We start from the raw sequence: 23,688 nt of genomic DNA, 5'->3' as shown, positions 1-23,688 counted from the left end.
GATCAGACCGAGAAGTTGATCAGGTGTCTGCTGCGACTGCGCCGACCTCCTCGGCAGCAGGGGATTGAGGGATCACATGTCGTCGTCCTATTTCACCGACCTGGCCCAGCAGTACATCGACGGTGAATGGCGCTCGGGTACCGGCTCCTGGGACATCATCGACTTCAATCCGTACGACGGCGAGAAGCTGGCCTCGATCACGATAGCCACCGTCGGTGAGATCGACGAGGCGTACCAGGCGGCGGCGCGCGCCCAGAAGGAGTGGGCCCGCACCAACGCCTACGCCCGCCGTGCCGTCTTCGAGAAGGCGCTGCGCATCGTCGAGGACCGCGAGGCCGAGATCGCCGAGGCGATCATCGCCGAACTCGGCGGCACGCATCTGAAGGCCGGATTCGAGCTGCACCTCGCCAAGGAGTTCCTGCGCGAGTCGATCCATCTGGCGCTGCGCCCCGAGGGCAAGATCCTCCCCTCGCCGACCGACGGCAAGGAGAACCGCCTCTACCGCGTGCCGGTCGGCGTCGTCGGCGTGATCAGCCCCTTCAACTTCCCCTTCCTGCTGTCGATCAAGTCGGTGGCCCCCGCGCTCGCGCTCGGCAACGCCGTGGTCCTCAAGCCGCACCAGAACACCCCCATCACCGGCGGCTCCCTCATCGCGAAGATCTTCGAGGACGCCGGACTGCCCGGCGGTCTGCTCAACGTCGTCGTCACGGACATCGCCGAGATCGGTGACGCCTTCATCGAGCACCCCGTTCCCAAGGTCATCTCCTTCACCGGCTCCGACAAGGTCGGCCGCCACGTCGCCACCGTCTGCGCCTCGCACTTCAAGCGCTCGGTCCTCGAACTCGGCGGCAACAGCGCGATCGTGGTGCTCGACGACGCCGACATCGACTACGCCGTCGACGCCGCCGTCTTCAGCCGCTACGTCCATCAGGGCCAGGTCTGCATGGCCGCGAACCGCGTCCTCGTCGACCGCTCCGTCGCCGACGAGTTCACCGAGAAGTTCGTCGCCAAGGTCAAGACCCTGAAGACCGGTGACCCGCGCGACCCGCAGACCGTCATCGGCCCGCTGATCAACTCCTCGCAGGCGGACTCCGTCACCGGCACCGTCGAGCAGGCCATCGCCGAAGGCGCCACCGCCCTGGTGCACGGCGCAACCAACGACAACCTCGTGGAGCCGTCGGTGCTCACCGGCGTCCCCGCCGACTCCGACCTGCTGCGCCAGGAGGTGTTCGGCCCCGTCGTCTTCCTCATCCCCTTCGACGGTGAGGACGAGGCCGTCCGCATCGTCAACGACACGCCCTACGGGCTGAGCGGCGCCGTCCACACGGCGGACGTGGAGCGGGGCGTCGCCTTCGCCAAGGAGGTCGACACCGGCATGTTCCATGTGAACGACGGCACCGTCCACGACGAGCCGCTCGTCCCCTTCGGAGGCGAGAAGCACTCCGGGATCGGCCGGCTGAACGGCGAGACCACGCTGGACGCCTTCACCACCCTGAAGTGGATCTCCGTGCAGCACGGGCGCAGCATGTTCCCCTTCTAGGTCTTCGGTCCTCCCGGCGCTCTGCTGCTTCCCGGTGGTTCCCGGGCTTTTCTCGGCCGGGTCGGCGTATCGAGGACAGAAGCTGACCGCAACGGTTCGTAGCTTCGTCGGTGTCGGGCGGGGAGGAGTTCCCCGCCGCACCGAGGAAAGGCAGCCGGTCATGGTCACTCACGTGCGAGCCGAGGCGCAGGGCGACGAGCGCGGAGCACTGCTCTCCTTCCTGGCGGAGCAGCGCGGCGGCATCCGGCGGTCGGTGCTCGGGCTGACCGAGGAGCAGGCGGGCTCCCGCCCCAGCGCGAGCGAGCTGTCGCTGTCCGGCCTGGTCAAGCACGTCGCCGAGGTCGAACAGGGCTGGATCGCCCGGGCCGGGGGCGAGGCGCCCGCGGTCAAGCGCGACGAGTCCAACTGGCACGAGTGCTTCACGCTGGTCGACGGCGAGACCCTGGCCGCGCAGCTCGCGTACTGGGAGGAGGTCGCCGCGGAGACGGAGGAGTTCCTGCGGTCGGTGCCGAGCCTCGACGACACCTTCGCGCTCCCCGCCGACCCCTGGTTCCCGCCGGAGGGGCGGGTCTCCATGCGCTGGCTGGCCCTGCACCTGATCCGCGAGACCGCCCGGCACGCCGGTCACGCCGACATCATCCGGGAGTCGCTGGACGGGAAGACTGCGTTCGAACTCGTGGCGCAGGAGCAGGGCACGTCCTGGGGCTGAGCCCGCCGGGCCCCGGGCCGGGCGGGCGGGACCACCCCGCCCGCCCGGCCGCGGGTCAGTGGTGGAACCCGGTCGCCCGCTCCTTGTCCCGCGTCAGCGGGTGCGGCTGCCGGCGCAGTTCCGGCAGGAGCCGGTTCAGGTCCTCCAGGAACAGTTCGGCCAGGTCCGCCGAGAAGCCGTTGCGGCACACGACCCGGATCACCGACAGGTCCTCGCGGTTGGGCGGGAAGGTGTAGGCGGGCACCAGCCAGCCGTGCTCGCGCAGCCGCCGGGAGACGTCGAAGACGTCGTACGCCTTGACGTCGTCGGTCGTGGTGAAGGCGAAGACGGGCAACTGGTCGCCGTGGGTCAGCAGCCGGAAGTCGCCGAGCTCCGCCACGCGTGCGGAGAGGCCGGTGGCCACGTCCCGGGTGGTCTGCTGCACGGCCTGGTAGCCCTCGCGGCCCAGCCGCAGGAACGTGTAGTACTGCGCGACGACCTGGGCGCCGGGCCGGGAGAAGTTCAGGGCGAAGGTCGGCATGTCGCCGCCGAGGTAGTTGACCCGGAAGACGAGTTCCTCGGGGAGGGACTCCCGGTCGCGCCACAGGGCCCAGCCGACACCCGGGTAGACCAGTCCGTACTTGTGCCCCGAGGTGTTGATCGAGGCCACCCGCGGCAGCCGGAAGTCCCACACCAGGTCCGGGTCGAGGAAGGGCGCCACCATGCCGCCGGACGCGCCGTCGACGTGCACCGGGATGTCCAGGCCGGTGCGCTCCTGGAGGGCGTCCAGGGCCGCGCACAGGTCGGCGATCGGCTCGTAGGAACCGTCGAAGGTGGAGCCCAGGATGCCGACCACCCCGATGGTGTTCTCGTCGCACAGCTCGGCCGCCGCCTGCGGATCGAGGTGGTAGCGGTCGCCCTCCATGGGGACCAGCCGGGCCTCCACCTCCCAGAAGTTGCAGAACTTGTCCCAGCAGACCTGGACGTTGACGCCCATGACGAGGTTCGGGCGCGCTCCCGGATAGCGGTCGGCGTTGCGCTTGGCCCAGCGCCGCTTCAGCGCCATCCCGGCGAGCATGCACGCCTCGCTGGAGCCCGTGGTCGAACAGCCCACGGCGGCCGACGGGTCGGGCGCGTTCCACAGGTCGGCGAGCATCGCCACGCAGCGCCGTTCCAGTTCGGCGGTGCGCGGGTACTCGTCCTTGTCGATCATGTTCTTGTCCCGGCACTCCCCCATCAGCACCCCGGCCTGCGGCTCCATCCAGGTGGTGACGAAGGTGGCGAGGTTCAGCCGGGAGTTGCCGTCCAGCATCAGTTCGTCGTGCACCAGTTGATACGCCGTCTGCGGGGGCAGGGGGGTGTCCGGGAGCCGGTGCGTGGGCGGCGCCTCGGTCATGCCGCCGACGGGGTTCGCCTCGCCGAAGAAGGGGTTGACCGACATCGGGCGCTGTTCTTGTTTCTCGGGACCTCTGTGCAGAGCCATGGACGTGCCTCCAGACGGGGAAACGGTTCAGCGGATCGGGGTGCCGTCCTTGCGCAGCTGCATCTGCGGGCGTCCTGTCACCAGCAGCCAGGCCGGCAGCGAGGCGATGCACAGCAGCGCGAGGATGACGGGGGAGGCCACCAGGACGGCGGCGGTGAACAGGCTCACCCAGCCCTGCCGGGTGATGGCCAGGAGCATGCCCAGCACGCCCGACGCCACGCCCAGGGCGGGCGGGACGGCGGGCACCAGGGCGTGGGCGCACAGTCCGAGGGCGGTCCCCACGAACACGGCCGGGAAGATCCGGCCGCCGCGGAAGCCGCAACTGGCGGCGACGGCCAGGGCGGCCAGCTTGACGACGGTCATCACGGCGAACTGCCCGGCCGACCAGCCCTCGGGGTCGCGCGCCAGCTCCGCGATCTGGTCCAGCCCCTTGAAGAGCGTCAGCGGCCCGCCCAGCGCCCCCAGCGCCCCCAGGACCAGTCCGCCCGCCGGAAGCATCAGCATCGGGTGCCGCAGCCGCTGGAACGCGCGGTGGAGGTGGGGAAAGGCGTGGACCGCGGCCATGCCGAGCAGCGCGGCCACCGACGCGACGACGGCCGCCGCCAGCACGTCGCCCGCGTTCGGCTCGGCGATCGGCGGCAGATGCAGGTCGAAGGTGGCCTTGTGGACCAGGTCGGTCGTCAGGGCGCCGGCCGCGGCGGCGGCCAGCGGGGCGAAGATGTTGTCCCAGAGCTGGCCCGTGGTCCGGGTTCCGGCCAGCGCCTCCGAGATGACCAGGGCGGCGGCCACCGGCGTGCCGAACAGCGCGCCGAGCGTCGCCGCCTCCGCCAGCGCCGTCCACAGCGGCTCGGGCGACCCGGGCCGGAACCGGCGGCCGAGCCACACCGCGAGCCCGACGTTGACGGCGATGATGGGGTTCTCCGGGCCGAGGCTCGGCCCGCCCGCGAGCATCAGGGCCGCCGCCAGCAGCAGGCCGGGCAGCACGACGGGCGGCAGCGCGGGCGCGTTCAGCCCCATGGTGGCCGGGTCGGGCCCCGCGTGCCCGGGAACCTTCCACACCACCAGACCGACCGCGACACCGGTCGCGAAGAGCATGACGAAGATCTACAGCACCGAGTAGCGGCCGATCCCCAGGGCGTCGGGGAGGTTCCCCCACAGGACGCCCTGGAGCTGTTCGGCCGCGACGCTCACACCGACGAACAGCAGGCTGCTCACCACACCCACGGCGAGGGCGGGCAGGATCAGCGGCAACAGGGCGCGCGGCGGGGCCGCGGGAGAGGTGTCGGGCGCCTGCTGCGCGGAGTCCTGGGCCACGCGCTCACCATAAGCGGACGAAACATCTCAAACATCCCGAACGGAGCATGTGGGGCGCACGGGGAACGGACTTGCACCTCACGTCACGTCAGGACGCACCGTGGAGCGCGTACCGACGAAAGGAGCGGAAAGTGAGCTACTCCGTGGGACAGGTCGCGGGGTTCGCCGGCGTCACGGTGCGCACGCTGCACCACTACGACGACATCGGCCTGCTCGTGCCCAGCGAGCGCAGCCGCGCGGGCCACCGGCGCTACGGCGAGGGCGACCTCGACCGGCTCCAGCGGATCCTGTTCTACCGGGAGCTCGGCTTTCCGCTCGAGGAGGTCGCCGCCCTGCTCGACGACCCGGCCGCGGACCCGCGCGCCCACCTGCGCCGGCAGCACGACCTGCTGACCGCCCGGATCGAGAAGCTGCAGAAGATGGCCGCGGCCGTGGAACACGCCATGGAGGCGAACGAGATGGGCATCAGCCTGACACCCGAGGAACGGTTCGAGGTCTTCGGCGACAAGGATCCCGAGCAGTACGCCGAGGAGGCGGAGCAGCGCTGGGGCGGCACGCGCGAGTACGCCGAGTCGCAGCGCCGAGCCGCCCGCTACACCAAGGACGACTGGAAGCGCATGCATGCCGAGGTGGCCGACTGGAGCGAGCGCTACGCCGCCCTGATGGCCGCCGACGAGCCGCCGACCGGCGAGCGCGCCATGGACATGGCCGAGGAGCACCGGCTGCACATCTGCACCTGGTTCTACGAGTGCCCGTACGACATGCACCAGGGCCTCGCCGAGATGTACGTCGCCGACGAGCGCTTCAAGGCCTTCTACGACGCGATGCGGCCGGGTCTCGCCGAGCATCTGCGGGACGCGATCGTCGCGAACGCGGCCCGGCACAGCGCCTGAGCGCAGGGTCCTGGCCCGGCGCACCGCCTGAGCGGCCCGGGGTCCTGACCCGGTCTCACTCCCGGGCCAGGATCACCGCCGTTCCGTAGGCGCACACCTCGGTGCCCGCGTCCGCCGCGTCCGTGACGTCGAAGCGGAACGCCAGCACCGCGTTGGCGCCACGCGAGTGTGCCTGCTCCACCAGCCGTTCCATGGCCTGGTTGCGGGTCGCCACGAGCGTCTTGGTGAGCCCCTTGAGCTCACCGCCGATCATCGACTTCAGGCCGGCGCCGATCTGGCTGCCCAGATGCCGGGAGCGCACGGTCAGGCCGAAGACCTCGCCGATGACCTGCTCGACACGGTGTCCGGGTACGTCGTTCGTGGTCACGACCAGAACCGCCGCCTGGGGCTGCTGGCCGCCGCCGTATTCGTCGATGCCCATGCTCACAGCTTTGACCAGGCCGACGCACAGTGCATCCTGTGGGAAGCCCTGGGAACCTGGTCCCATGGCGTAGCGTTGATAGCTTTGGGCGGTCCCGCCGCCGCACCGACCGCCCTCCCCCTTCTCAGGAGCCCGGAACCCGTGACTACCCTCGCCCTCGGCCCCGAGTGGCTTACCCCGGACTACCTGATCTCGACCTTCGGGCTGATCGGCATCCTGGTCATCGTCTTCGCCGAGTCGGGTCTGTTCGCCTTCCTTCCCGGCGACTCGCTGCTGTTCACGGCGGGTCTGCTGGTCGCGGACGGCAAGTGGATCCATCAGCCGCTGTGGCTGGTGTGCACGCTGATCGTGGCCGCGGCGGTCCTCGGCGACCAGGTCGGCTACCTGATCGGCAAGTTCTTCGGTCCGAAACTCTTCAGCCGGCCCGACTCCAAGCTCTTCAAGCAGGAGAACCTGGAGAAGGCCAACGAGTTCGTCGAGAACTACGGTCCCAAGGCCATCGTGCTGGCCCGTTTCGTGCCGATCGTGCGGACCTTCGCCCCGATCATCGCGGGCGCCGGCCGCATGCAGTACCGCACGTTCCTCACGTACAACGTGGTCGGTGGCGCCATGTGGGGCACCGGCGTGACGGTCGCGGGCTACTTCCTCGGCCAGATCGACGTCATCAAGAACAACGTCGAGGCCATCCTCGTCCTGATCGTCCTCGTCTCCGTGGTCCCGGTGATCATCGAGGTCCTCAAGGCCCGCAAGGAGAAGCGTGAGGTCGCGGACGCCCCGGCCGAGCCGGAGTTCCCGCAACAGGCCTTCCAGCAGCAGACCCCGGCCATGGACGACGCGACGACCCAGCTGCGCCGCATCCCGTCGGCGGACCGGCCGCACCAGAACCAGAACCAGCAGCACAGCCCCGACCGGTACTACGACGCGGGCGCGGACCAGGGCTACGACCAGTACCAGGACCTGTCCCGGCAGCCGTACGCCCAGCAGCACCCGCAGGGCCAGGGCTACGGCGGACAGCAGTACGCCCAGCCCCAGCAGCCCCAGCAGCCGTACGGTCAGGGTCAGCAGCAGCCTCAGCAGCAGCCCTACGGCCGGCCCCAGCCCTACGCCCAGCAGCACCCCCAGGACCAGGGCCAGGGCTACGGCCGCCCGCCCTACGGCTCGCAGCCGGACTACCGGCAGGACTACCAGCAGGGCGGCCAGTACCCGTACGACCAGGGCTGAGCCCTGCCGCGGGCCGCGGGGCGGACCCGGGACACGTGGGGCCAGGAACACGCCGGTCCGGCGGGCGCGCGGTGGTCAGAAGCCGCGGGTCCGCTTCGCCGCCAGCCGCCCGCCGGTGGCTCCGCCCGGCACCCGCAGGAACAGCCGGGAGATCTCCGACCCCAGGTTCACGCCGATGGCGATGGCCATCGCGAGCGCGGCGGCCTTCGTCAGCGACACCACACCCTTGTCGACGTTGTTCTGGGCGATCGCCAGCAGCCCGAAGTACGTGGCGGAACCCGGCAGCAGCGGCCCGACGGCCGCGGTCGTGTACGGCAGCGCCGACGCGAACCGGTACCGGGACAGCAGCTGTCCGAACAGCCCCACCAGGCCCGCCGCCACGGCCGTGGAGGCGACCGGGGAGATACCGCCCGGGTAGTGCATCGCGCCGTACACGCACCACGCGACGCCCCCGTTGAGGGTCACCGCCAGCACGGTGGACCGTTCCTGCTGGAGCAGCACCGCGAAGGTCAGCGACAGCAGCATGGACGCGCCGATCTGGACCACCGGACGTTCGGAGACGCTCAGCGCCGTGTCGGGATTGAGCTGGGCGCCCAGTTTCACGCCGAAGTACAGCACCACCAGCACGCCGACGACGATGCCGACGAACAGGTACATGACCTCCAGCAGCCGCGCGGCCGCGGTGATGTAGAAGCCGGTCAGACCGTCCTGGACCCCGGCGACCAGCGCCCGTCCCGGCAGCAGCGCGAACAGCCCACCGGTGATCACCGCGGACGCCTTCACGTCGACGTGCGCCAGCGTCAGCGCGACCCCTATGGCGGCGGGGGGCATCGCGGCCACCGTGAACTGGTAGAACTCCGGCAGTCCGCGTCCCGCGCACAGCCAGGCCAGCCGGTCGCCGAGCATCGCGCCGAGCGCGGCCGCGACGAAGACCAGCAGATCACCGCCGACGAGCACGGAGGCGGCGCCCGCGAGCAGCCCGCTGGCCGCGGTCAGCACCCAGGTGGGGTACGGGTGCCGGTTGCGGCGGATCTCCGCGAGCCGCCGGTAGGCCTCCTCCAGGGAGAGGTGGTTGTCGGCGTCGCTCAGGTCGTGCACGAGCTGGAAGACGGCCGCCAGCCGGGTGTAGTCGCTGCCGCGGCGGCGCACGGTCCGTGAGGCGGTCAGCGGGGCGTCCACCAGCGACGGCTGGTACGAGATCGACAGCAGGGTGAAGGTGACGGTCGGCTCGCAGCGGTCCAGGCCGTAGGAGCGGCAGACCGCGAACATCGCGGCCTCCACGTCCTCGGCGCCCTCGCCGCCGGCCAGCAGCAGTTCGCCGATGCGCAGGGTCAGGTCGAGCACGCGCGGGACGGCGGGCGCGACCTCCTCGGCCTTCTGCGCCGTCTCCAGCGCGGGCCGCTCGGTCACCGGCATGCGCAGCATCGTGCGCATCCGGTCCTGCCAGGGGGCCTCCTTGGTCAGGCTGACCCGTGGGACGCCGACCGGCGGGGTGAAGGCGGGCGGGGCGCTGCGGGCGCTGTAGGTCCGGGGCGTGCTGAAGGCCGAGCCCTCGGACTCACCGGCCGCCGACTGCGCCACGTCCAGCCCGTGGGGGACGGCGAACTCGGAGGTGGTCTCCGACTCCGTACCGCCCTTGGTGCCCTTGGGGACCGCGAGACCCTCCGGAATCGCGAACTCGGAGGTGATCTCCGACTCGTACGTGCCCCTCGCCTCGTCCGACTGCGGCTTGCGGTCCTCCGCTTCCGTCACTGAAGCAACGCTCCCTGAACGACGTCCATCCCAGCCCCAGTATGCGCACAGACATGCCGACGGGCCGCACGCGTGCGCGTGCGGCCCGTGGACGGCAGGGGACTCAGTGGCCGCCCTGGTCCTCGAAGCGCTTGTAGGACCGCTCGATCTCGGCCTCGGCCTCGGTACGGCCGACCCAGTCGGCGCCCTCGACGGACTTGCCGGGCTCGAGGTCCTTGTAGACCTCGAAGAAGTGCTGGATCTCCAGGCGGTCGAACTCCGACACGTGGTGGATGTCGCGCAGGTGCTCCACACGCGGGTCGGACGCCGGGACGCACAGCAGCTTGTCGTCGCCGCCGGCCTCGTCGGTCATCCGGAACATGCCGATGGCACGGCACTTGATGAGGCAGCCGGGGAAGGTCGGCTCCTCCAGGATGACCAGCGCGTCCAGCGGGTCGCCGTCCTCGCCGAGAGTGTTCTCGACGAAGCCGTAGTCGGCCGGGTAACTGGTCGAGGTGAAGAGCCGACGGTCCAGTCGGATCCGACCGGTCTCGTGGTCCACCTCGTACTTGTTCCGCGAACCCTTCGGGATCTCGATCGTGACGTCGAACTCCACCGGTGGCTCCTCCATGATCAGCACATAGTTCTGGTGATTAAGTGTCCCTCACGCAGGTGTGTGATCGCGAAAGGGGCTGGTGGTCGTGCCCGAGCTGAGGCCTTGGCAGGCCGCGAGGCCGCATGTGATGCGGATCGCGGGCGCCGTCCGACCGCGTCTCGTGCGAGCAGCGACGGCCGTGAAGCCGCCTCTCGTACGGGTCGCGACGGCCGTGAGGCCGCGGGTCGCGCGGCTTGCACAGGCCGCGAAACCGCAGGTCAAACGGCCCGTCAGGCCGAAGACCCGGCAGTACACCGCGGGTGCGGCCACTGCCGGTCTTGCGTTGGCCGCCGTCGTGGTGAGCGCCGCCGGGCCCTGGGACGCCACCGGTCAGCGTACGGCCGAGCGGGACCGGGCAGTCGCCCTGGACGGCACGGGTGGCGCAGATCACGGTCGTAAGTCCGATACGTCCGCGGCGCAGGCCCGCGGGCCCCGGCCCGCGCCCAGCGCCCCGTCCGTGCTGACCGGCCTCACCGTCGGCGTGACGGCCGTGCAGTCGAAGCCGGGCGCGAAGTCCGTGGCCGACGTCCTGGACCCGCTCCTGGACGACCAGGCGCTCGGCAGCCGGCACAGCGCCGTCGTCGTCGACCTCGGCACCGGCAGACGCCTGTACGACACCGGGGCCGACGACGCGCTGACCCCCGCCTCCACGACGAAGATCGCCACCGCCGTCGCCGCGCTCTCCGCGATGGGCGCCGACCACCGCTTCACCACCCGCACCGCCCTCGAGCCCGGCACGAAGGAGGTCGTCCTGGTCGGCGGCGGCGACCCGACCCTGACGGCCCGCGCGGACGACGAGGAGGGCTGGGCGAGCCTGCGCGCCCTCGCCGCCGACACCGCCGCCGCCCTGAAGAAGCGCGGTCTGCGCCAGGTGACGCTGTCGTACGACACGACCCTCTACGCCGGTTCCGCGACCCACCCGATCGGCGTCAACGACAACATCGCCCAGGTCAGCGCCCTGATGGCCGACGAGGGCCGCACGGACGACTCGACGCACGGCCCGGTGGCCCGGGTGGCCGACCCGGCCGCGGACGCGGCGCGCCGGTTCGCCGGGTTCCTGAACTCCGCCGGGATCGAAACGACCTCGCCCGGCCTGTCCAAGGCGTCCGGCCGCGCCGAGTCCCTCGCCACCGTCTCCTCGCCGCCGCTGTCCACCGTCGTCGAGCGGATGCTGACCAACAGTGACAACGACATCGCCGAGGCGCTCGCCCGCCAGACCGCCGTCGCGACCGGCGGACACGCCGACTTCGCCGGCGGCGGAAAGGCGATCCGCGCCCAGCTCCAGAAGCTCGCGCTTCCCCTGGCGGGCGCCGAGTTCAAGGACGGCAGCGGTCTGAACCGTGACGACCGGCTGACCGCGGACCTGCTGACGGCCCTTCTGGTCAAGGCCGGCGACCCCGCCCACCCCGAACTCCGCCCGGTTCTCACCGGTCTTCCGGTGGCCGGCTTCACCGGCACCCTGAGCGCCCGCTACAGCGACGGCGCGGCCGGCGTCGTACGGGCCAAGACCGGCACCCTGACCGGCGTCAACACGCTGGCCGGCACGGTCGTCGACGAGGACGGCCGGCTGCTGGCCTTCGCCTTCCTCACCGCGGACACGACCGATCCGACGGCGGCCCAGGCGGCGCTGGACCGGACGGCGACCGCGCTCGCCGCGTGCGGCTGCGGCTGAACCGGACCGCCGGGCGCCGGGTGCCGCCCGGCGCGCCGCGGCCCGCGGACACCGCCTCGGGGCCTGCCCGCGGCGGGAACGCTCACGTACCGTTGAGCCATGACGAGCATCGGTGGTGCTGCATCTACTGGGATGGTCGACTGGAATCTCGCGGTGGCGACCGCGACCCGGCTCGTACGGCCGGGCCCCGAGGTGAGCCGCGACGAGGCCCGGGCCGTCGTCGCGGAGCTGCGCCGCCACGCCAAGGCCTCGGAGGAACACGTCCGGGGCTTCACCCGGATGGGCACCGAAGCCGTCCATGACACCCCTGTGCTCGTCGTCGACCGCCCCGGCTGGGTCCGGGCGAACGTCGCCGGGTTCCGGGAGATCCTCAAGCCGCTGCTCGACAAGATGCAGGACCGGCGCGGCAACAGCCCCGGCGGCGCGGTCCTGGGCGTGGTCGGCGGCAAGGTCACCGGCGTCGAACTCGGCATGCTGCTGTCGTTCCTCGCCTCCCGGGTCCTCGGCCAGTACGAGACCTTCGCCCCCGCCACCCGCGAACTGCCCGCGGGGCCGGCCGGCGGCGGCCGCCTGCTGCTCGTCGCGCCGAACATCGTGCACGTGGAGCGGGAACTCGACGTACAGCCCCACGACTTCCGCCTCTGGGTGTGTCTGCACGAGGAGACGCACCGCACCCAGTTCTCCGCGGTGCCCTGGCTGCGCGACCACCTGGAGGGTGAGATCCAGTCTTTCCTGGGGGAGACCGACATCGACCCCATGACCTTCCTGGAGCGCATCCGGGAGGCCGCCCAGTCGCTGGCCGGCGGCCGGCCCGAGGGCGAGGAGGACGACGGCGGCCGTTCCCTGGTGGAACTGGTGCAGACCCCCGCCCAGCGGGAGATCCTCACCCGGCTGACCGCCGTGATGTCCCTGCTGGAGGGACACGCCGACTTCGTGATGGACGGGGTCGGGCCCTCGGTCGTCCCGAGCGTCGCGGAGATCCGTGAGAAGTTCCAGCAGCGCCGCGCCAAGGGCGCCTCGCGCCTGGACACCACGCTGCGCAAGCTGCTGGGCCTGGACGCCAAGCTCAAGCAGTACCGGGACGGCGAGCGCTTCGTGCGGGCCGTGGTGGACCAGGTCGGCATGGACGGGTTCAACCGGGTGTGGACGTCCCCCAACACCCTGCCGACCAAGGCGGAGATCGCCGCGCCGGGGGACTGGGTCGCTCGGGTGCACCGCAAGAGCGATTCCTGAACCGTGGGCGAGGGCCGGTCCGCGAGCCGCGGACGACACGTGGGAGCCGCGGACGACGCGCGGGAGTGGCGGACGACACGCGGGAGCCGTGGGACGAATCCGGCCGACGGCAGGCGAACGCCCCTCCAATCACCCGTCCGAGGGACCGTGAGCCATGCGTAGGCGTGCAATGCTCGGGGAACGGCCGGGTTCTGTCACCATCGACACACTCTGAGTGACCGAACCTCGGGCTCACTCCCGAAAACTTCATGAAGGGAACCGGACATGGGTCCCCATCCTGCGGTCGCGGCGATACGCCTGGCGGTCCGCCGCGTCCTCCACGACATCCTCATCGAACTCAACAGAACCACCGGCGCCGACGAAGCCACCGGCACGCCTTTCGCCACGGGCACCCTCGCCGTCACCGGCACGCCCTCGGCCGCGGGCACGTCGGCCGTCATCGACGTCCCCGGCTCCGTCGGACAGGCCCCCGGCCGGTACTCCGACCAGGTCCCGGCCCAGAGCGCCGCCCGCGCCCCGCGCGAGCGCACGGCACCGCCGGTCGTGCTGGTCGCGTGCTCCGGCGGCGCCGACTCCATGGCGCTGGCCTCCGCCCTCGCCTTCGAAGCGCCCAAGCTGGGCATCCGCGCCGGCGGCGTCACCGTGGACCACGGCCTGCAGTCGGGCTCCGACCTGCGCGCCGACGAGGTCGTGCTGCGGCTGCGCGAACTCGGCCTGGACCCGGTCGAGTCCGTCACCGTGACCGTCGGCCGCGAGGGCGGGCCCGAGGCCGCCGCCCGCGATGCCCGCTACGCCGCCCTCGACGCCGCCGCGGACCGCCACGGTGCCGCCGCGATCCTGCTCGGCCACACCCGCGACGACCAGGCCGAGACCGTCCTGCTGGGGCTCGCCCGGGGCTCCGGCATCCGGTCCCTGTCCGGGATGGCCGCGGTCTCGGGGGCCGACGGCCGCTACCGCAGGCCCTTCCTCCAGCTCGACCGGCAGACCGCGCGCAAGGCCTGCATGGTCCAGTCGCTGCCCGTCTGGGACGACCCGCACAACGCCGATCCGGCCTACACCCGCTCCCGGTTGCGCCACGAAGGCCTGCCCGCCCTGGAGAAGGCCCTCGGCAAGGGAGTCGTCGAGGCTCTCGCCCGGACGGCCCAGCTCTCCCGGGACGACGCCGACGCCCTGGACGCCTGGGCCAGTCAGGCCGAGGCCTCCGTACGCGACGCGACGGGCCTGCTGGAGTGCGCCAAGCTCTACGCCCTGCCGCCCGCCGTGCGCCGCAGGATCCTGCGGCGCGCGGCCATCGAGGCGGGTGCTCCGGCCGGTTCGCTGTTCGCCCGCCACATCGAGGAGGTCGACCGGCTGATCACCGGTTGGCGGGGCCAGGGAGCCATCAACCTCCCCGGCCGGGTCGTCGCCCAGCGACAGGGTGGCAGACTGGTGATCCGGCAAGGCTGAATCTCCCCCCTCGGGGAGACGGCCGGCCTCCCCTTCGGGCAGGGGCCGGGCAGCCGGTGGGACGACCGACCGAAAGTGATGCGGGTGGACGCGAAAGACATGGGTGCCGACCTCAAAGAGGTACTCATCACCAAGGAAGAGATCGACGCGAAGCTGGCCGAGCTGGCCGCGAGGATCGACGAGGAGTACGCGGGCAAGGACCTGCTGATCGTCGGCGTCCTCAAGGGCGCGGTGATGGTCATGGCCGACCTCGCCCGGTCGCTGTCCACCCCCGTCACCATGGACTGGATGGCGGTGTCCTCGTACGGGGCGGGCACCCAGTCCTCCGGTGTGGTGCGGATCCTCAAGGACCTCGACACCGACATCAAGGGCCGGCACGTCCTGATCGTCGAGGACATCATCGACTCCGGGCTGACCCTGTCGTGGCTGCTCAGCAACCTCGGCTCGCGCGAGCCCGCCTCCCTGAAGGTGTGCACGCTGCTGCGCAAGCCGGACGCCGCCAAGGTCGCCATCGACGTGGAGTGGGTCGGCTTCGACATCCCCAACGAGTTCGTCGTCGGCTACGGCCTCGACTACGCCGAGAAGTACCGCAACCTGCCGTTCGTGGGTACTCTCGCGCCGCACGTCTACGGCGGCTGAGCCAGTAGGGCCAAGCTCACCAGGACGATCGGGAACCCCAGCGGGCCTCTCGCCGTTGGAGCAGGCAGACGGATCGCCAGCCGTCCCGTGCGGCTTCGGTCCACAATGCTGGGGTACCGTCAGAAGAACTGTCTTATCAAACTCACTATGGCAGGAGGGACGGGGCGACACCGCTCCGTATGGATGGACGTGAAGCGATACTTCCGTGGGCCGGTCATGTGGATCGTGCTGGCCGTCCTTGCCGTGGTCGTGTTGATGCAGGTCGTCGGCTCGTCCGGCGGCTACAAGACGGTGGACACCGGCAAGGTCGTCCAGGCGATCAACGACAACAAGGTCGAGTCGGCCAAGATCACCACCGGTGACGAGCAGACCATCAAGGTCTCGCTCAAGGACGGCGTGAAGGTCGACGACAGCTCGAAGATCCAGGCGAGCTACATCGGCGACCAGGGCGTGACCATCGCCAACACGCTGCAGACCAAGTACCAGGACAAGCAGATCCCCGACGGCTACACCGTCACCCCGACGAAGCAGAACGCTTTCCTCGGCATCCTGCTCTCCCTGCTCCCCTTCGTCCTCATCGTCGTCGTGTTCCTGTTCCTGATGAATCAGATGCAGGGCGGCGGCTCCCGGGTCATGAACTTCGGCAAGTCCAAGGCGAAGCTCATCACCAAGGACACCCCGAAGACGACATTCGCGGACGTCGCGGGCTCGGACGAGGCCGTCGAGGAGCTCCAGGAGATCAAGGAGTTCCTCCAGGAGCCGGCGAAGTTCCAGGCGGTCGGCGCCAAGATCCCGAAGGGCGTACTGCTGTACGGCCCTCCCGGCACCGGCAAGACCCTGCTCGCGCGCGCTGTCGCGGGCGAGGCGGGCGTGCCGTTCTACTCGATCTCCGGTTCCGACTTCGTCGAGATGTTCGTCGGTGTCGGTGCCTCCCGAGTGCGTGACCTGTTCGAGCAGGCCAAGGCGAACGCGCCGGCGATCGTCTTCGTCGACGAGATCGACGCGGTCGGCCGTCACCGCGGCGCCGGCCTCGGCGGTGGTCACGACGAGCGCGAGCAGACGCTGAACCAGCTGCTCGTCGAGATGGACGGCTTCGACGTCAAGGGCGGCGTCATCCTGATCGCCGCCACGAACCGCCCGGACATCCTCGACCCGGCCCTTCTGCGCCCCGGCCGCTTCGACCGCCAGATCGCGGTCGACCGCCCCGACATGCAGGGCCGCCTGGAGATCCTCAAGGTCCACCAGAAGGGCAAGCCGGTCGCGCCCGACGTCGACCTGGCCGCCGTCGCCCGCCGCACCCCCGGCTTCACGGGTGCCGATCTGTCCAACGTGCTGAACGAGGCCGCGCTGCTCACGGCCCGCAGCGACCGGAAGCTGATCGACAACCTGATGCTGGACGAGGCGATCGACCGTGTGGTCGCGGGCCCGCAGAAGCGGACCCGGATCATGTCGGACAAGGAGAAGAAGATCACCGCGTACCACGAGGGCGGTCACGCCCTGGTCGCGGCGGCCTCGCCGAACTCCGACCCGGTCCACAAGATCACGATCCTGTCCCGCGGCCGTGCCCTCGGTTACACGATGGTCCTCCCGGACGAGGACAAGTACTCGACCACGCGCAACGAGATGCTCGACCAGCTCGCCTACATGCTGGGTGGCCGCGCGGCCGAGGAACTGGTCTTCCACGACCCGACCACGGGCGCCGCGAACGACATCGAGAAGGCCACGGCCACCGCCCGCGCGATGGTCACGCAGTACGGCATGACCGAGCGGCTCGGCGCGATCAAGTTCGGCGGCGACAACACCGAGCCCTTCCTCGGCCGTGAGATGGCTCACCAGCGCGACTACTCGGAAGAGGTCGCCGCCCTGGTGGACGAGGAAGTCAAGAAGCTCATCGAGAACGCGCACAACGAAGCCTGGGAGATCCTGGTCGAGAACCGCGACGTCCTCGACAACCTGGTGCTCCAGCTGCTGGAGAAGGAGACGCTCGGCAAGGAGGAGATCGCGGAGGTCTTCGCCACGATCGTCAAGCGGCCGCCGCGGCCCGCCTGGACCGGCTCCTCCCGCCGTACGCCGTCCACCCGTCCGCCGGTGCTCTCCCCCAAGGAGCTGGCACTGACGAACGGCGCGAACGGCGCGACGCCGGCCATCAGCACCGTGAAGTCGACCGCCGCGGAGTCCGCGTCGGCGACGGAGCAGGTCACGGAGGACCGACCGGAGAGCTGATCCTCCCGGCCGTCCCCGGTGGCCTCACCAGGCCCGGAATGGATGCCGCGCCACCCAAGGTTCTAGCCTTGGGGGGCGCGGCATTTCGGTATGTCCGCAAGTGAGACCCGGCGGCCCGCCCGCGCGCACGCATGACAGGTACAGGAACGAGGCTTCAGATGACCGACCCCGTGACGCTCGACGGCGAGGGCTCCATCGGCGAGTTCGACGAGAAGCGCGCCGAGAACGCCGTGCGCGAGCTCCTCATCGCGGTCGGCGAGGACCCGGACCGCGAGGGGCTCAAGGAGACTCCGGCCCGGGTGGCGCGGGCGTACCGGGAGATATTCGCGGGGCTGTGGCAGAAGCCCGAGGACGTGCTGACGACGACGTTCGACCTGGGGCACGACGAGATGGTCCTGGTGAAGGACATCGAGGTCCTCAGCTCCTGTGAGCATCACCTGGTGCCGTTCGTCGGGGTCGCCCACGTGGGCTACATCCCGTCCGTCGACGGCAAGATCACCGGTCTTTCGAAGCTGGCCCGGCTCGTGGACGTCTACGCCCGCCGGCCGCAGGTCCAGGAGCGGCTCACCACGCAGATCGCCGACTCGCTGATGGAGATCCTGGAGCCGCGCGGGGTGATCGTGGTCGTCGAGTGCGAGCACATGTGCATGTCCATGCGGGGCGTGCGCAAGCCCGGGGCCAAGACGATCACGTCGGCCGTGCGGGGACAGCTGCGCGACCTGGCCACCCGCACCGAGGCCATGAGCCTGATCATGGCGCGCTGACGTCGCGGCGGCGACCCGGGCCGGGCCCCGCGGCCCGGACGCCCGGCTCGGCGCCACGGCCCGGTCGTCGGCCGACGGCCTCGCGGCCGGACATAGGTCGGTGGGTGCCGCGGCCGGACGTCGACCGGCGCCCCCTTCGGCCGGGACTCCGACTCCGGCTGGCGGGCTCCGCGGCTCGGAGCCCGGCCTGACGGCGGCCTCGGCTTGACGGCGGCCTCGGCTTGACGGCGGCCTCGGTCTGACGGCTGCCTCGGTCTGACGGCTGCCTCGGTCTGACGGCGGCCTCGGCCTGACGGCGGCCTCGGCCTGACGGCGGCCTCGGCCTGACGGCTGTCCCGGTCGGACTCCGGCTCTGGGCCTGTGACCGGGCTCCCGTCGACCGGCCGGGCGGCCCGGTGGCCCGGACTCGGGTCGGGTGCGCGGGTCGGATGCGCGGGCCGCTCTTCCGGCCGGGGCCTCGGAGGCGGCCGTCGTGGATCGGACGGGCCCTGGGGCGTCGCGGATCTCCGATCCTGGACCGGCCCCGGGCCGTCGCCGGCCCGGCGCGGACGCTATGCCGTCGTGGCCGCGCCGTTGTCGTGTTCGTCGTCCTCCGGGAGGCGGCACACGCGCTCCAGGAAGAGGGCCGCCGCTATGACGCCGAACCCGGCCAGCACCGAGAAGCCGGCGTAGATGGCCTGGTCGCGGCGGGCGGGGATGTCGAGGGACTCCAGCAGGAAGACCCCCGTGCCGCCGTACATGCCGGCGACGAGAGCGGCGACCAGGGCGCTGGACTGGCCGAAGACGACCGCGCGGGCCGCCATCAGCGGATCCACGCCCTTGGCGTCGGGGCGGCGCTCGCGCTGCGCCTTGAGACGGGCGCGGATCGACAGGGCCGTGGCGAGGAGGATCACCGCGATCACGGCGAGGACGATGGGGGCGGCCAGCGGGACGCTGGGGAGGGTCCCCAGCGCGCTCCACAGGCGGGCGCCCGCCCAGGAGAGCACTCCGGCGACGACGAACACGCCTGCCAGCACCCTGATGCGAAGCTCTCTCACGGTGTTCCTTCAGCTCCCCCGGACAGCGGTCGTGGACGGCCCGCACCCGGTGGGCCGACCTTGTGGTCGTCTAGACCCTAACGACTACTCGGGCAGCCGGAGTTCCAGGTCCTCGCGTGCCGTGACCCCGTCCCTGGTGACGATGTCCAGGAGGCCGGCGACCGGGCCGAGGCCGGGCAGCTCGGCCTCGGGGTCCACGTCGTGCCAGGGGGCGAGGACGAAGGCGCGCTCGTGGGCGCGCGGATGCGGGAGGGTGAGCCGCGGGTCGTCGCTGACCGTGTCGGCGTAGGCAACGATGTCGACGTCGAGGGTGCGCGGGCCCCAGCGCTCGTCGCGCACGCGGTGGAAGGCCTCCTCGATCGCGTGGGCCCGCTCCAGCAGCGAGGACGGCGGCAGGGTGGTCTTCAGGACCACGACCGCGTTGAAGTACGACGGCTGGCTGCCGGGCTCGACGCCCCACGGCTCCGTCTCGTACACCGGCGAGACGGCCTTCACGCGCACGCCGGGGGTGTCCTCCAGCGCGTCGACGGCGGCCTGGAGGGTCTCCAGACGGTTGCCGAGGTTCGAGCCGAGGGAGAGCACCGCCCGTTGCGGGTTGTGCAGCGTGGTGTCGGCGGCGTCGACCTTCTCGACGACGGAGGCGGGTACCGGTTGTACGGTCGGGTCGCTGTGACCCCCGGTGAGGGATGCGCTCATACTCGGCTCCGGATGATGGTGACGGTCACGTCGTCGAACGGGACGGTGATCGGGGCGTCCGGTTTGTGGACGCAGACCTCGACCTCCTCGACCCCCTCGTGCTTCAGGCAGACCGCGGCGATGCGCTCGGCGAGCGTCTCGATGAGGTTGACGGGCTCGCCCTCGACGATGGCCACGACCTCCTCCGCCACGATGCCGTAGTGCGCGGTCTTCGTCAGGTCGTCGTCGGCCGCGGCCGGCCGGGTGTCCAGGCCGAGGACGAGGTCCACGATGAAGGTCTGGCCCTCCTCGCGCTCCTTGGGGAACACACCGTGGTGCCCGCGGGCCTTCAGGCCGCGCAGCGCGACACGATCCACGCGAATCACTCCTGCAATCGTCGGTGACGGCCGGTCCGTACCGTGTGCGCGCGGCACACCGGCCTCAAACGAATCTACCTGCGAGCACTGACAGTGCCGGGCCGACGGCGCACCGGCCCCGGCCGGCCCCGAAAGTTTCCTCGGAGGTTTCCCCCGGGAAACCCGGCGGGCTCACGGGCCGGTAGCCGCTTCTACCCGGCGGGCCGTGATCCCAACCACACTTCTTCGGTTCAGACGGTCCCGCACCCCTTCAGGAGGGGGTGCGGGGGGTCTCCTCGTCGTCCTCCTCGCCGGTCTCGGCCAGCACCGGCGAGGCGTGGTGCGACCAGAGCTTCCAGCCGGTGGCCGTGCGGCGGAACACGTTCGTGGCGACCACGAGCTGGCCGACGAGGGGTCCCAGCTCCTCACCGTCCTTCGGGGCGGGGCCGCCGCTGAGGATGTTCTCGGTGCAGTTCACCAGGGCCGTGTCGCCCGTGACGGAGACATGCACGTCGGTGAGGAAGAACTGGATGTACTCCGTGTTCGCCATGATCAGCGCGTACGACCTGAGGACCTCGCCGCGGCCGGTGAGCACGGGCCAGCCCGGGTGCACGCAGGAGATCACGCCGGCGTCGGCCGGGTCGTGGTACTCCTCGTCGACGCCGAGGTCGGCGGGGGTCAGCCAGAGCGAGGTCAGCTCCTCGAAGTCGCCGCGCTCCAGAGTCTCGTAGAAGGCGGTGTTGGCGGCCTCGACCTGCTCCACGTCGGTGTGGGGGGCGCTCACAGGGCTCCCTCGGCGGAGTCGGCACCCGGGACGCCGCTCGGGGTGCGGGCGCCTTCCACGGCGCGGGCGACGCGTACGGCGTCCGCGGTCGCGCGTACCTCGTGCACCCGGACCGCCCAGGCGCCGGCCTGCGCGGCGAGCGCGGAGACGGCGGCCGTCGCCGCGTCGCGCTCGCGGGCCGGGGGCGGGGCGCCCTCCGGGCCCGCCAGGACCCGCCCGAGGAACCGCTTGCGGGAGGCGGCGACGAGCAGGGGGTGGCCGAGGGCGCGCAGCCGGTCGAGACGGGCGAGCAGGGCCAGGTCGTGCTCGGCCTCCTTGGAGAAGCCGAGCCCGGGGTCGACGACGACGCGGTCGGGGGCGATGCCGCCCGCGAGGACTGCCTCCACGCGTGCGTGCAGCTCGTCGACGACTTCGGTGACGGCGTCCTCGTAGGTGCCGTGGACGGCTTCACCGTGGAGGAAGCCGCGCCAGTGCATGACGACGAAGGGGGCGCCCGTCTCGGCCACGACGGGGATCATCGCGGGGTCGGCGAGGCCGCCGCTGACGTCGTTGACCAGGCGGGCGCCGGCCGCGAGCGCCTGGGCGGCGACGGAGGCGCGCATGGTGTCGACGGAGACGACGACACCTTCGGAGGCGAGTCCGCGGACCACCGGGACGACGCGCTTGAGCTCCTCCGCCTCGTCGACGCGGGTGGCGCCGGGACGGGTGGACTCACCGCCGACGTCGACCAGGTCCGCGCCCTCGGCGACCAGCCCGAGGCCGTGCTTGACCGCGGCCGTGGTGTCGAACCAGCGGCCGCCGTCGGAGAAGGAATCGGGGGTCACGTTCACGACCCCCATGACCGCGCAGCGGTCCCAGTCCGGAAGACCCGCCACGCGCCCGCGTCCGCTCTGCTTGCTCATATGTTCAGCGTAGGCCCAGGACAGGGCCGCAAGACCCGCACGGCCCGTGGGCCGGATGCCCGCAGCGAGCCACGGGCGGGCCCGCGTCCGGGCCCGTGCGCGAGCCACGGGCGGGCCCGCGTCCGGGCCCGAGGCAGTGACCGGCCCGGACGCTCAGGCCGCGTGGATACCTTGCTCCGCCAGTCCGTGCGCGCACGGGCGAGGGCTGGCCGAGCGGCGGCGCAGGAAGCCCGGAAGCGGCAGCGCCAGGTTCACGAAGCCCTCGGCCTGCATGGCCGCGAAGCCGATGCGGGGCAGGTCGGCGGAGGCGCGGTAGACGACGAAGCGCGGCTCCCACCGGGGCTGGAACTTGGCGTTGAACTTGTACAGGGACTCGATCTGGAACCAGCGGGAGAGGAAGACCAGCAGCCCGCGCCAGGCGCGCAGCACCGGGCCCGCGCCGATCTTCTCGCCGCGGGCCAGCGCCGAGCGGAACATCGCGAAGTTGAGCGACACGCGCGCGATGCCGAACTTCGGGGCGGCCTGGAGCGCGGCGACGATGAGGAGCTCGTTCATGCCGGGGTCGGCCGAGCGGTCGCGCCGCATGAGGTCGAGCGAGGCGCCGTCGGTGCCCCAGGGCACGAAGTGCAGCACGGCCTTCAGGTCGCCGTACGGTCCCGGTTCCGCGTCGGCCTTGTGGGCGGTGGCGATCAGGCAGTCGGCGTCGGAGGCGTCGCCGATCCGGCCGAGGGCCATGGAGAAGCCGCGCTCGGTGTCGGTGCCGCGCCAGGCGGCCGCGGCCTGCCGCACGCGCTCCAGCTCGGCCTCGCCGAGGTCACCCACGCGCCGCACTCGGGTCTCGTAACCGGCGCGCTCGATGCGCTTGACCATCTGGCGCACGTTGCGCATCGCGCGGCCGGCGAGCGAGAAATCCGCGACGTCCACCACCGCCTCGTCGCCCAGTTCGAGGGCGTCGAGGCCGGTCTCGCGGGTCCACACCTCCCCGCCCGTCTCCGAGCAGCCCATGACGGCCGGGGTCCAGGAGTGGGCCCTGGCCTCGTCCATGAAGCGCTCGATGGCGCCGGGCCAGGCCTCGACGTCCCCGATGGGGTCGCCGCTGGCGAGCATCACACCGGAGACGACGCGGTAGGTCACCGCGGCCTTGCCGCTGGGGGAGAAGACGACGGCCTTGTCGCGACGCAGCGCGAAGTGGCCGAGGGAGTCGCGGCGGCCGTGCCTGGCCAGCAGGTCGCGCAGCCGGGCCTCGTCCTCCTCGGTGAGACGGGCGGCCGGGTGCTCGGGGCGGAAGGCGAAGTAGATCGTGGTGACCGCGGTGAGCAGGCCGAGGGCGCCGAGGGAGAAGGCGACCGTCCAGGAGGTGTTGCCCTGGTAGTCGACGGGTCCTTCGAAGCCGAAGAGGCCGTACAGCACGTGGGTCAGGCGGTCGGCCAGGCTCGGGTCGCCGATCATGCGATGCGGGTGGACGCTGACGATGACGAGTCCGAGCGCGAGGGAACCGGCACTCATGAGAACGAAGTTGGCAAGAGCACGCCACCGACTGCGCGGATCGGGCAGGGCGGCGAACTGGTCGCGGTGCAGCAGCAGCGGTGCGAGCAGGGCGAGCGAGATCAGCACTCCGACCGGGGAGTGCCGGTACGTGAACTGCCCGACGGCACCCGCGGGCAGCAGCGCCACCGCGGCCCGCCAGGCCCGGCGCTTGCCGCGCTTGAGGCCGTGGGCGAGCAGGAGCAGCAGTACGCCGCTGCTGAGCGAGAGCGCGGCCGCGAACGGGCCGACCGAGCCGGGCAGCACCTCGGCCATGGAGTGCATACGGCTGTGCCGGAAGCGCGGGAAGACGCCCGCGGCGATGTCCAGGGCACCGACCAGGGCACACGCTCTGCCGACGACGGCGGGCACGGACTCGGGGCGCGGCCCTCGCAGGACGCGCCGCACTCGGCTTGATCGGTTCGGAACCCCGCCCGACATTTCCCCATCTTCCCTGACAGACATCGCATCCCGTGGTTCTGCGAGA

General features: G+C 71.4%; 20 protein-coding genes and 1 pseudogene. 10 read left to right on the top strand and 11 right to left on the bottom strand.

The window, feature by feature from the left end; all coding sequences use genetic code 11:
- The first annotated feature begins 76 nt into the window (after positions 1 to 76).
- Both ACWC24_RS25885 and ACWC24_RS25880 read left to right on the top strand, forming a co-directional pair.
- A complete protein-coding gene (locus ACWC24_RS25885; protein ID WP_450665260.1) occupies positions 77 to 1,540 on the top strand; it encodes an aldehyde dehydrogenase family protein in 1,464 nt (487 codons plus the stop codon).
- A 160-nt stretch (positions 1,541 to 1,700) separates the two neighbouring features.
- Positions 1,701 to 2,249 (top strand): DinB family protein, encoded by a 549-nt coding sequence (locus ACWC24_RS25880; RefSeq protein ID WP_450665259.1) that lies wholly within the window; start codon positions 1,701 to 1,703, stop codon positions 2,247 to 2,249.
- Positions 2,250 to 2,304: 55 nt separating this feature from the next.
- On the opposite strand, the gene ACWC24_RS25875 is transcribed toward ACWC24_RS25880, so the two are convergent.
- Both ACWC24_RS25875 and ACWC24_RS25870 read right to left on the bottom strand, forming a co-directional pair.
- Positions 2,305 to 3,711: a glutamate decarboxylase gene (locus tag ACWC24_RS25875; protein WP_450665258.1), complete on the bottom strand. Its 1,407-nt coding sequence runs from the start codon at positions 3,709 to 3,711 to the stop codon at positions 2,305 to 2,307.
- Positions 3,712 to 3,738: 27 nt separating this feature from the next.
- Positions 3,739 to 5,025: pseudogene (locus ACWC24_RS25870) on the bottom strand (ion channel protein).
- 131 nt (positions 5,026 to 5,156) lie between these two features.
- Between ACWC24_RS25870 and ACWC24_RS25865 the strand changes: the two are divergent.
- Positions 5,157 to 5,918 (top strand): MerR family transcriptional regulator, encoded by a 762-nt coding sequence (locus tag ACWC24_RS25865; RefSeq protein ID WP_450665257.1) that lies wholly within the window; start codon positions 5,157 to 5,159, stop codon positions 5,916 to 5,918.
- 55 nt (positions 5,919 to 5,973) lie between these two features.
- Here the strand turns inward: ACWC24_RS25865 and ACWC24_RS25860 are convergent, their stop codons facing one another.
- A complete protein-coding gene (locus ACWC24_RS25860) occupies positions 5,974 to 6,339 on the bottom strand; it encodes a YbjQ family protein (protein WP_450665256.1) in 366 nt (121 codons plus the stop codon).
- Positions 6,340 to 6,480: 141 nt separating this feature from the next.
- On the opposite strand from ACWC24_RS25860, the gene ACWC24_RS25855 reads away from it, so the two are divergent.
- Entirely contained in the window at positions 6,481 to 7,560 is a 1,080-nt protein-coding gene (locus tag ACWC24_RS25855; protein WP_450665255.1) for a DedA family protein, read from the top strand.
- Between the two features lie 75 nt (positions 7,561 to 7,635).
- Here the strand turns inward: ACWC24_RS25855 and ACWC24_RS25850 are convergent, their stop codons facing one another.
- Together ACWC24_RS25850 and ACWC24_RS25845 are read right to left on the bottom strand one after the other, a co-directional pair.
- The gene (locus tag ACWC24_RS25850) at positions 7,636 to 9,312 is read right to left on the bottom strand and encodes a threonine/serine ThrE exporter family protein (protein ID WP_450665254.1); all 1,677 of its coding nucleotides are present in this window, start codon (positions 9,310 to 9,312) and stop codon (positions 7,636 to 7,638) included.
- Between the two features lie 103 nt (positions 9,313 to 9,415).
- Complete coding sequence (locus tag ACWC24_RS25845) at positions 9,416 to 9,907, bottom strand: inorganic diphosphatase (RefSeq protein WP_162468575.1); 492 nt, start codon at positions 9,905 to 9,907, stop codon at positions 9,416 to 9,418.
- Positions 9,908 to 10,034: 127 nt separating this feature from the next.
- On the opposite strand from ACWC24_RS25845, the gene dacB reads away from it, so the two are divergent.
- The 6 genes from dacB (at position 10,035) to folE (ending at position 17,923) form a co-directional block, all read left to right on the top strand.
- Positions 10,035 to 11,618 carry a D-alanyl-D-alanine carboxypeptidase/D-alanyl-D-alanine endopeptidase gene (dacB, locus tag ACWC24_RS25840; protein ID WP_450665324.1) on the top strand — a complete coding sequence of 528 codons (1,584 nt, stop codon included), beginning with the start codon at positions 10,035 to 10,037 and terminating at the stop codon, positions 11,616 to 11,618.
- Between the two features lie 99 nt (positions 11,619 to 11,717).
- Positions 11,718 to 12,851: a zinc-dependent metalloprotease gene (locus ACWC24_RS25835; RefSeq protein ID WP_450665253.1), complete on the top strand. Its 1,134-nt coding sequence runs from the start codon at positions 11,718 to 11,720 to the stop codon at positions 12,849 to 12,851.
- A 264-nt stretch (positions 12,852 to 13,115) separates the two neighbouring features.
- Positions 13,116 to 14,297, top strand: coding sequence for a tRNA lysidine(34) synthetase TilS (gene tilS / locus ACWC24_RS25830; protein ID WP_450665252.1), 1,182 nt, complete (start codon positions 13,116 to 13,118; stop codon positions 14,295 to 14,297).
- Between the two features lie 78 nt (positions 14,298 to 14,375).
- Positions 14,376 to 14,936 (top strand): hypoxanthine phosphoribosyltransferase, encoded by a 561-nt coding sequence (hpt, locus tag ACWC24_RS25825; RefSeq protein ID WP_450665323.1) that lies wholly within the window; start codon positions 14,376 to 14,378, stop codon positions 14,934 to 14,936.
- Between the two features lie 183 nt (positions 14,937 to 15,119).
- Positions 15,120 to 17,159 carry an ATP-dependent zinc metalloprotease FtsH gene (ftsH, locus tag ACWC24_RS25820; RefSeq protein WP_450665251.1) on the top strand — a complete coding sequence of 680 codons (2,040 nt, stop codon included), beginning with the start codon at positions 15,120 to 15,122 and terminating at the stop codon, positions 17,157 to 17,159.
- A gap of 158 nt (positions 17,160 to 17,317) precedes the next feature.
- A complete protein-coding gene (gene folE / locus ACWC24_RS25815; protein ID WP_152887743.1) occupies positions 17,318 to 17,923 on the top strand; it encodes a GTP cyclohydrolase I FolE in 606 nt (201 codons plus the stop codon).
- Positions 17,924 to 18,474: 551 nt separating this feature from the next.
- Here folE and ACWC24_RS25810 read toward each other — a convergent pair.
- The 6 genes from ACWC24_RS25810 to ACWC24_RS25785 form a co-directional block, all read right to left on the bottom strand.
- Positions 18,475 to 18,960, bottom strand: a complete 486-nt coding sequence (locus tag ACWC24_RS25810) for a DUF3180 domain-containing protein (RefSeq protein ID WP_450665250.1) — start codon at positions 18,958 to 18,960, stop codon at positions 18,475 to 18,477.
- Positions 18,961 to 19,044: 84 nt separating this feature from the next.
- Positions 19,045 to 19,656, bottom strand: coding sequence for a 2-amino-4-hydroxy-6-hydroxymethyldihydropteridine diphosphokinase (gene folK, locus ACWC24_RS25805; protein WP_450665249.1), 612 nt, complete (start codon positions 19,654 to 19,656; stop codon positions 19,045 to 19,047).
- On the bottom strand, positions 19,653 to 20,012 hold the full coding sequence (folB, locus tag ACWC24_RS25800) for a dihydroneopterin aldolase (protein WP_450665248.1): 360 nt from the start codon (positions 20,010 to 20,012) through the stop codon (positions 19,653 to 19,655). Before folB ends, folK begins: the two co-directional genes overlap by 4 nt.
- A 250-nt stretch (positions 20,013 to 20,262) precedes the next feature.
- Positions 20,263 to 20,775, bottom strand: a complete 513-nt coding sequence (locus ACWC24_RS25795; RefSeq protein WP_450665247.1) for a nuclear transport factor 2 family protein — start codon at positions 20,773 to 20,775, stop codon at positions 20,263 to 20,265.
- Entirely contained in the window at positions 20,772 to 21,677 is a 906-nt protein-coding gene (folP, locus tag ACWC24_RS25790) for a dihydropteroate synthase (RefSeq protein WP_450665246.1), read from the bottom strand. The genes ACWC24_RS25795 and folP overlap by 4 nt, the downstream gene beginning before the upstream one ends.
- A 153-nt stretch (positions 21,678 to 21,830) precedes the next feature.
- Positions 21,831 to 23,642: a phosphatidylglycerol lysyltransferase domain-containing protein gene (locus ACWC24_RS25785; RefSeq protein WP_450665245.1), complete on the bottom strand. Its 1,812-nt coding sequence runs from the start codon at positions 23,640 to 23,642 to the stop codon at positions 21,831 to 21,833.
- Positions 23,643 to 23,688: the final 46 nt, after the last annotated feature.

The organism is Streptomyces sp. NPDC001443 (assembly GCF_053597355.1).
This window is presented reverse-complemented; position numbering and strand designations above follow the sequence as displayed.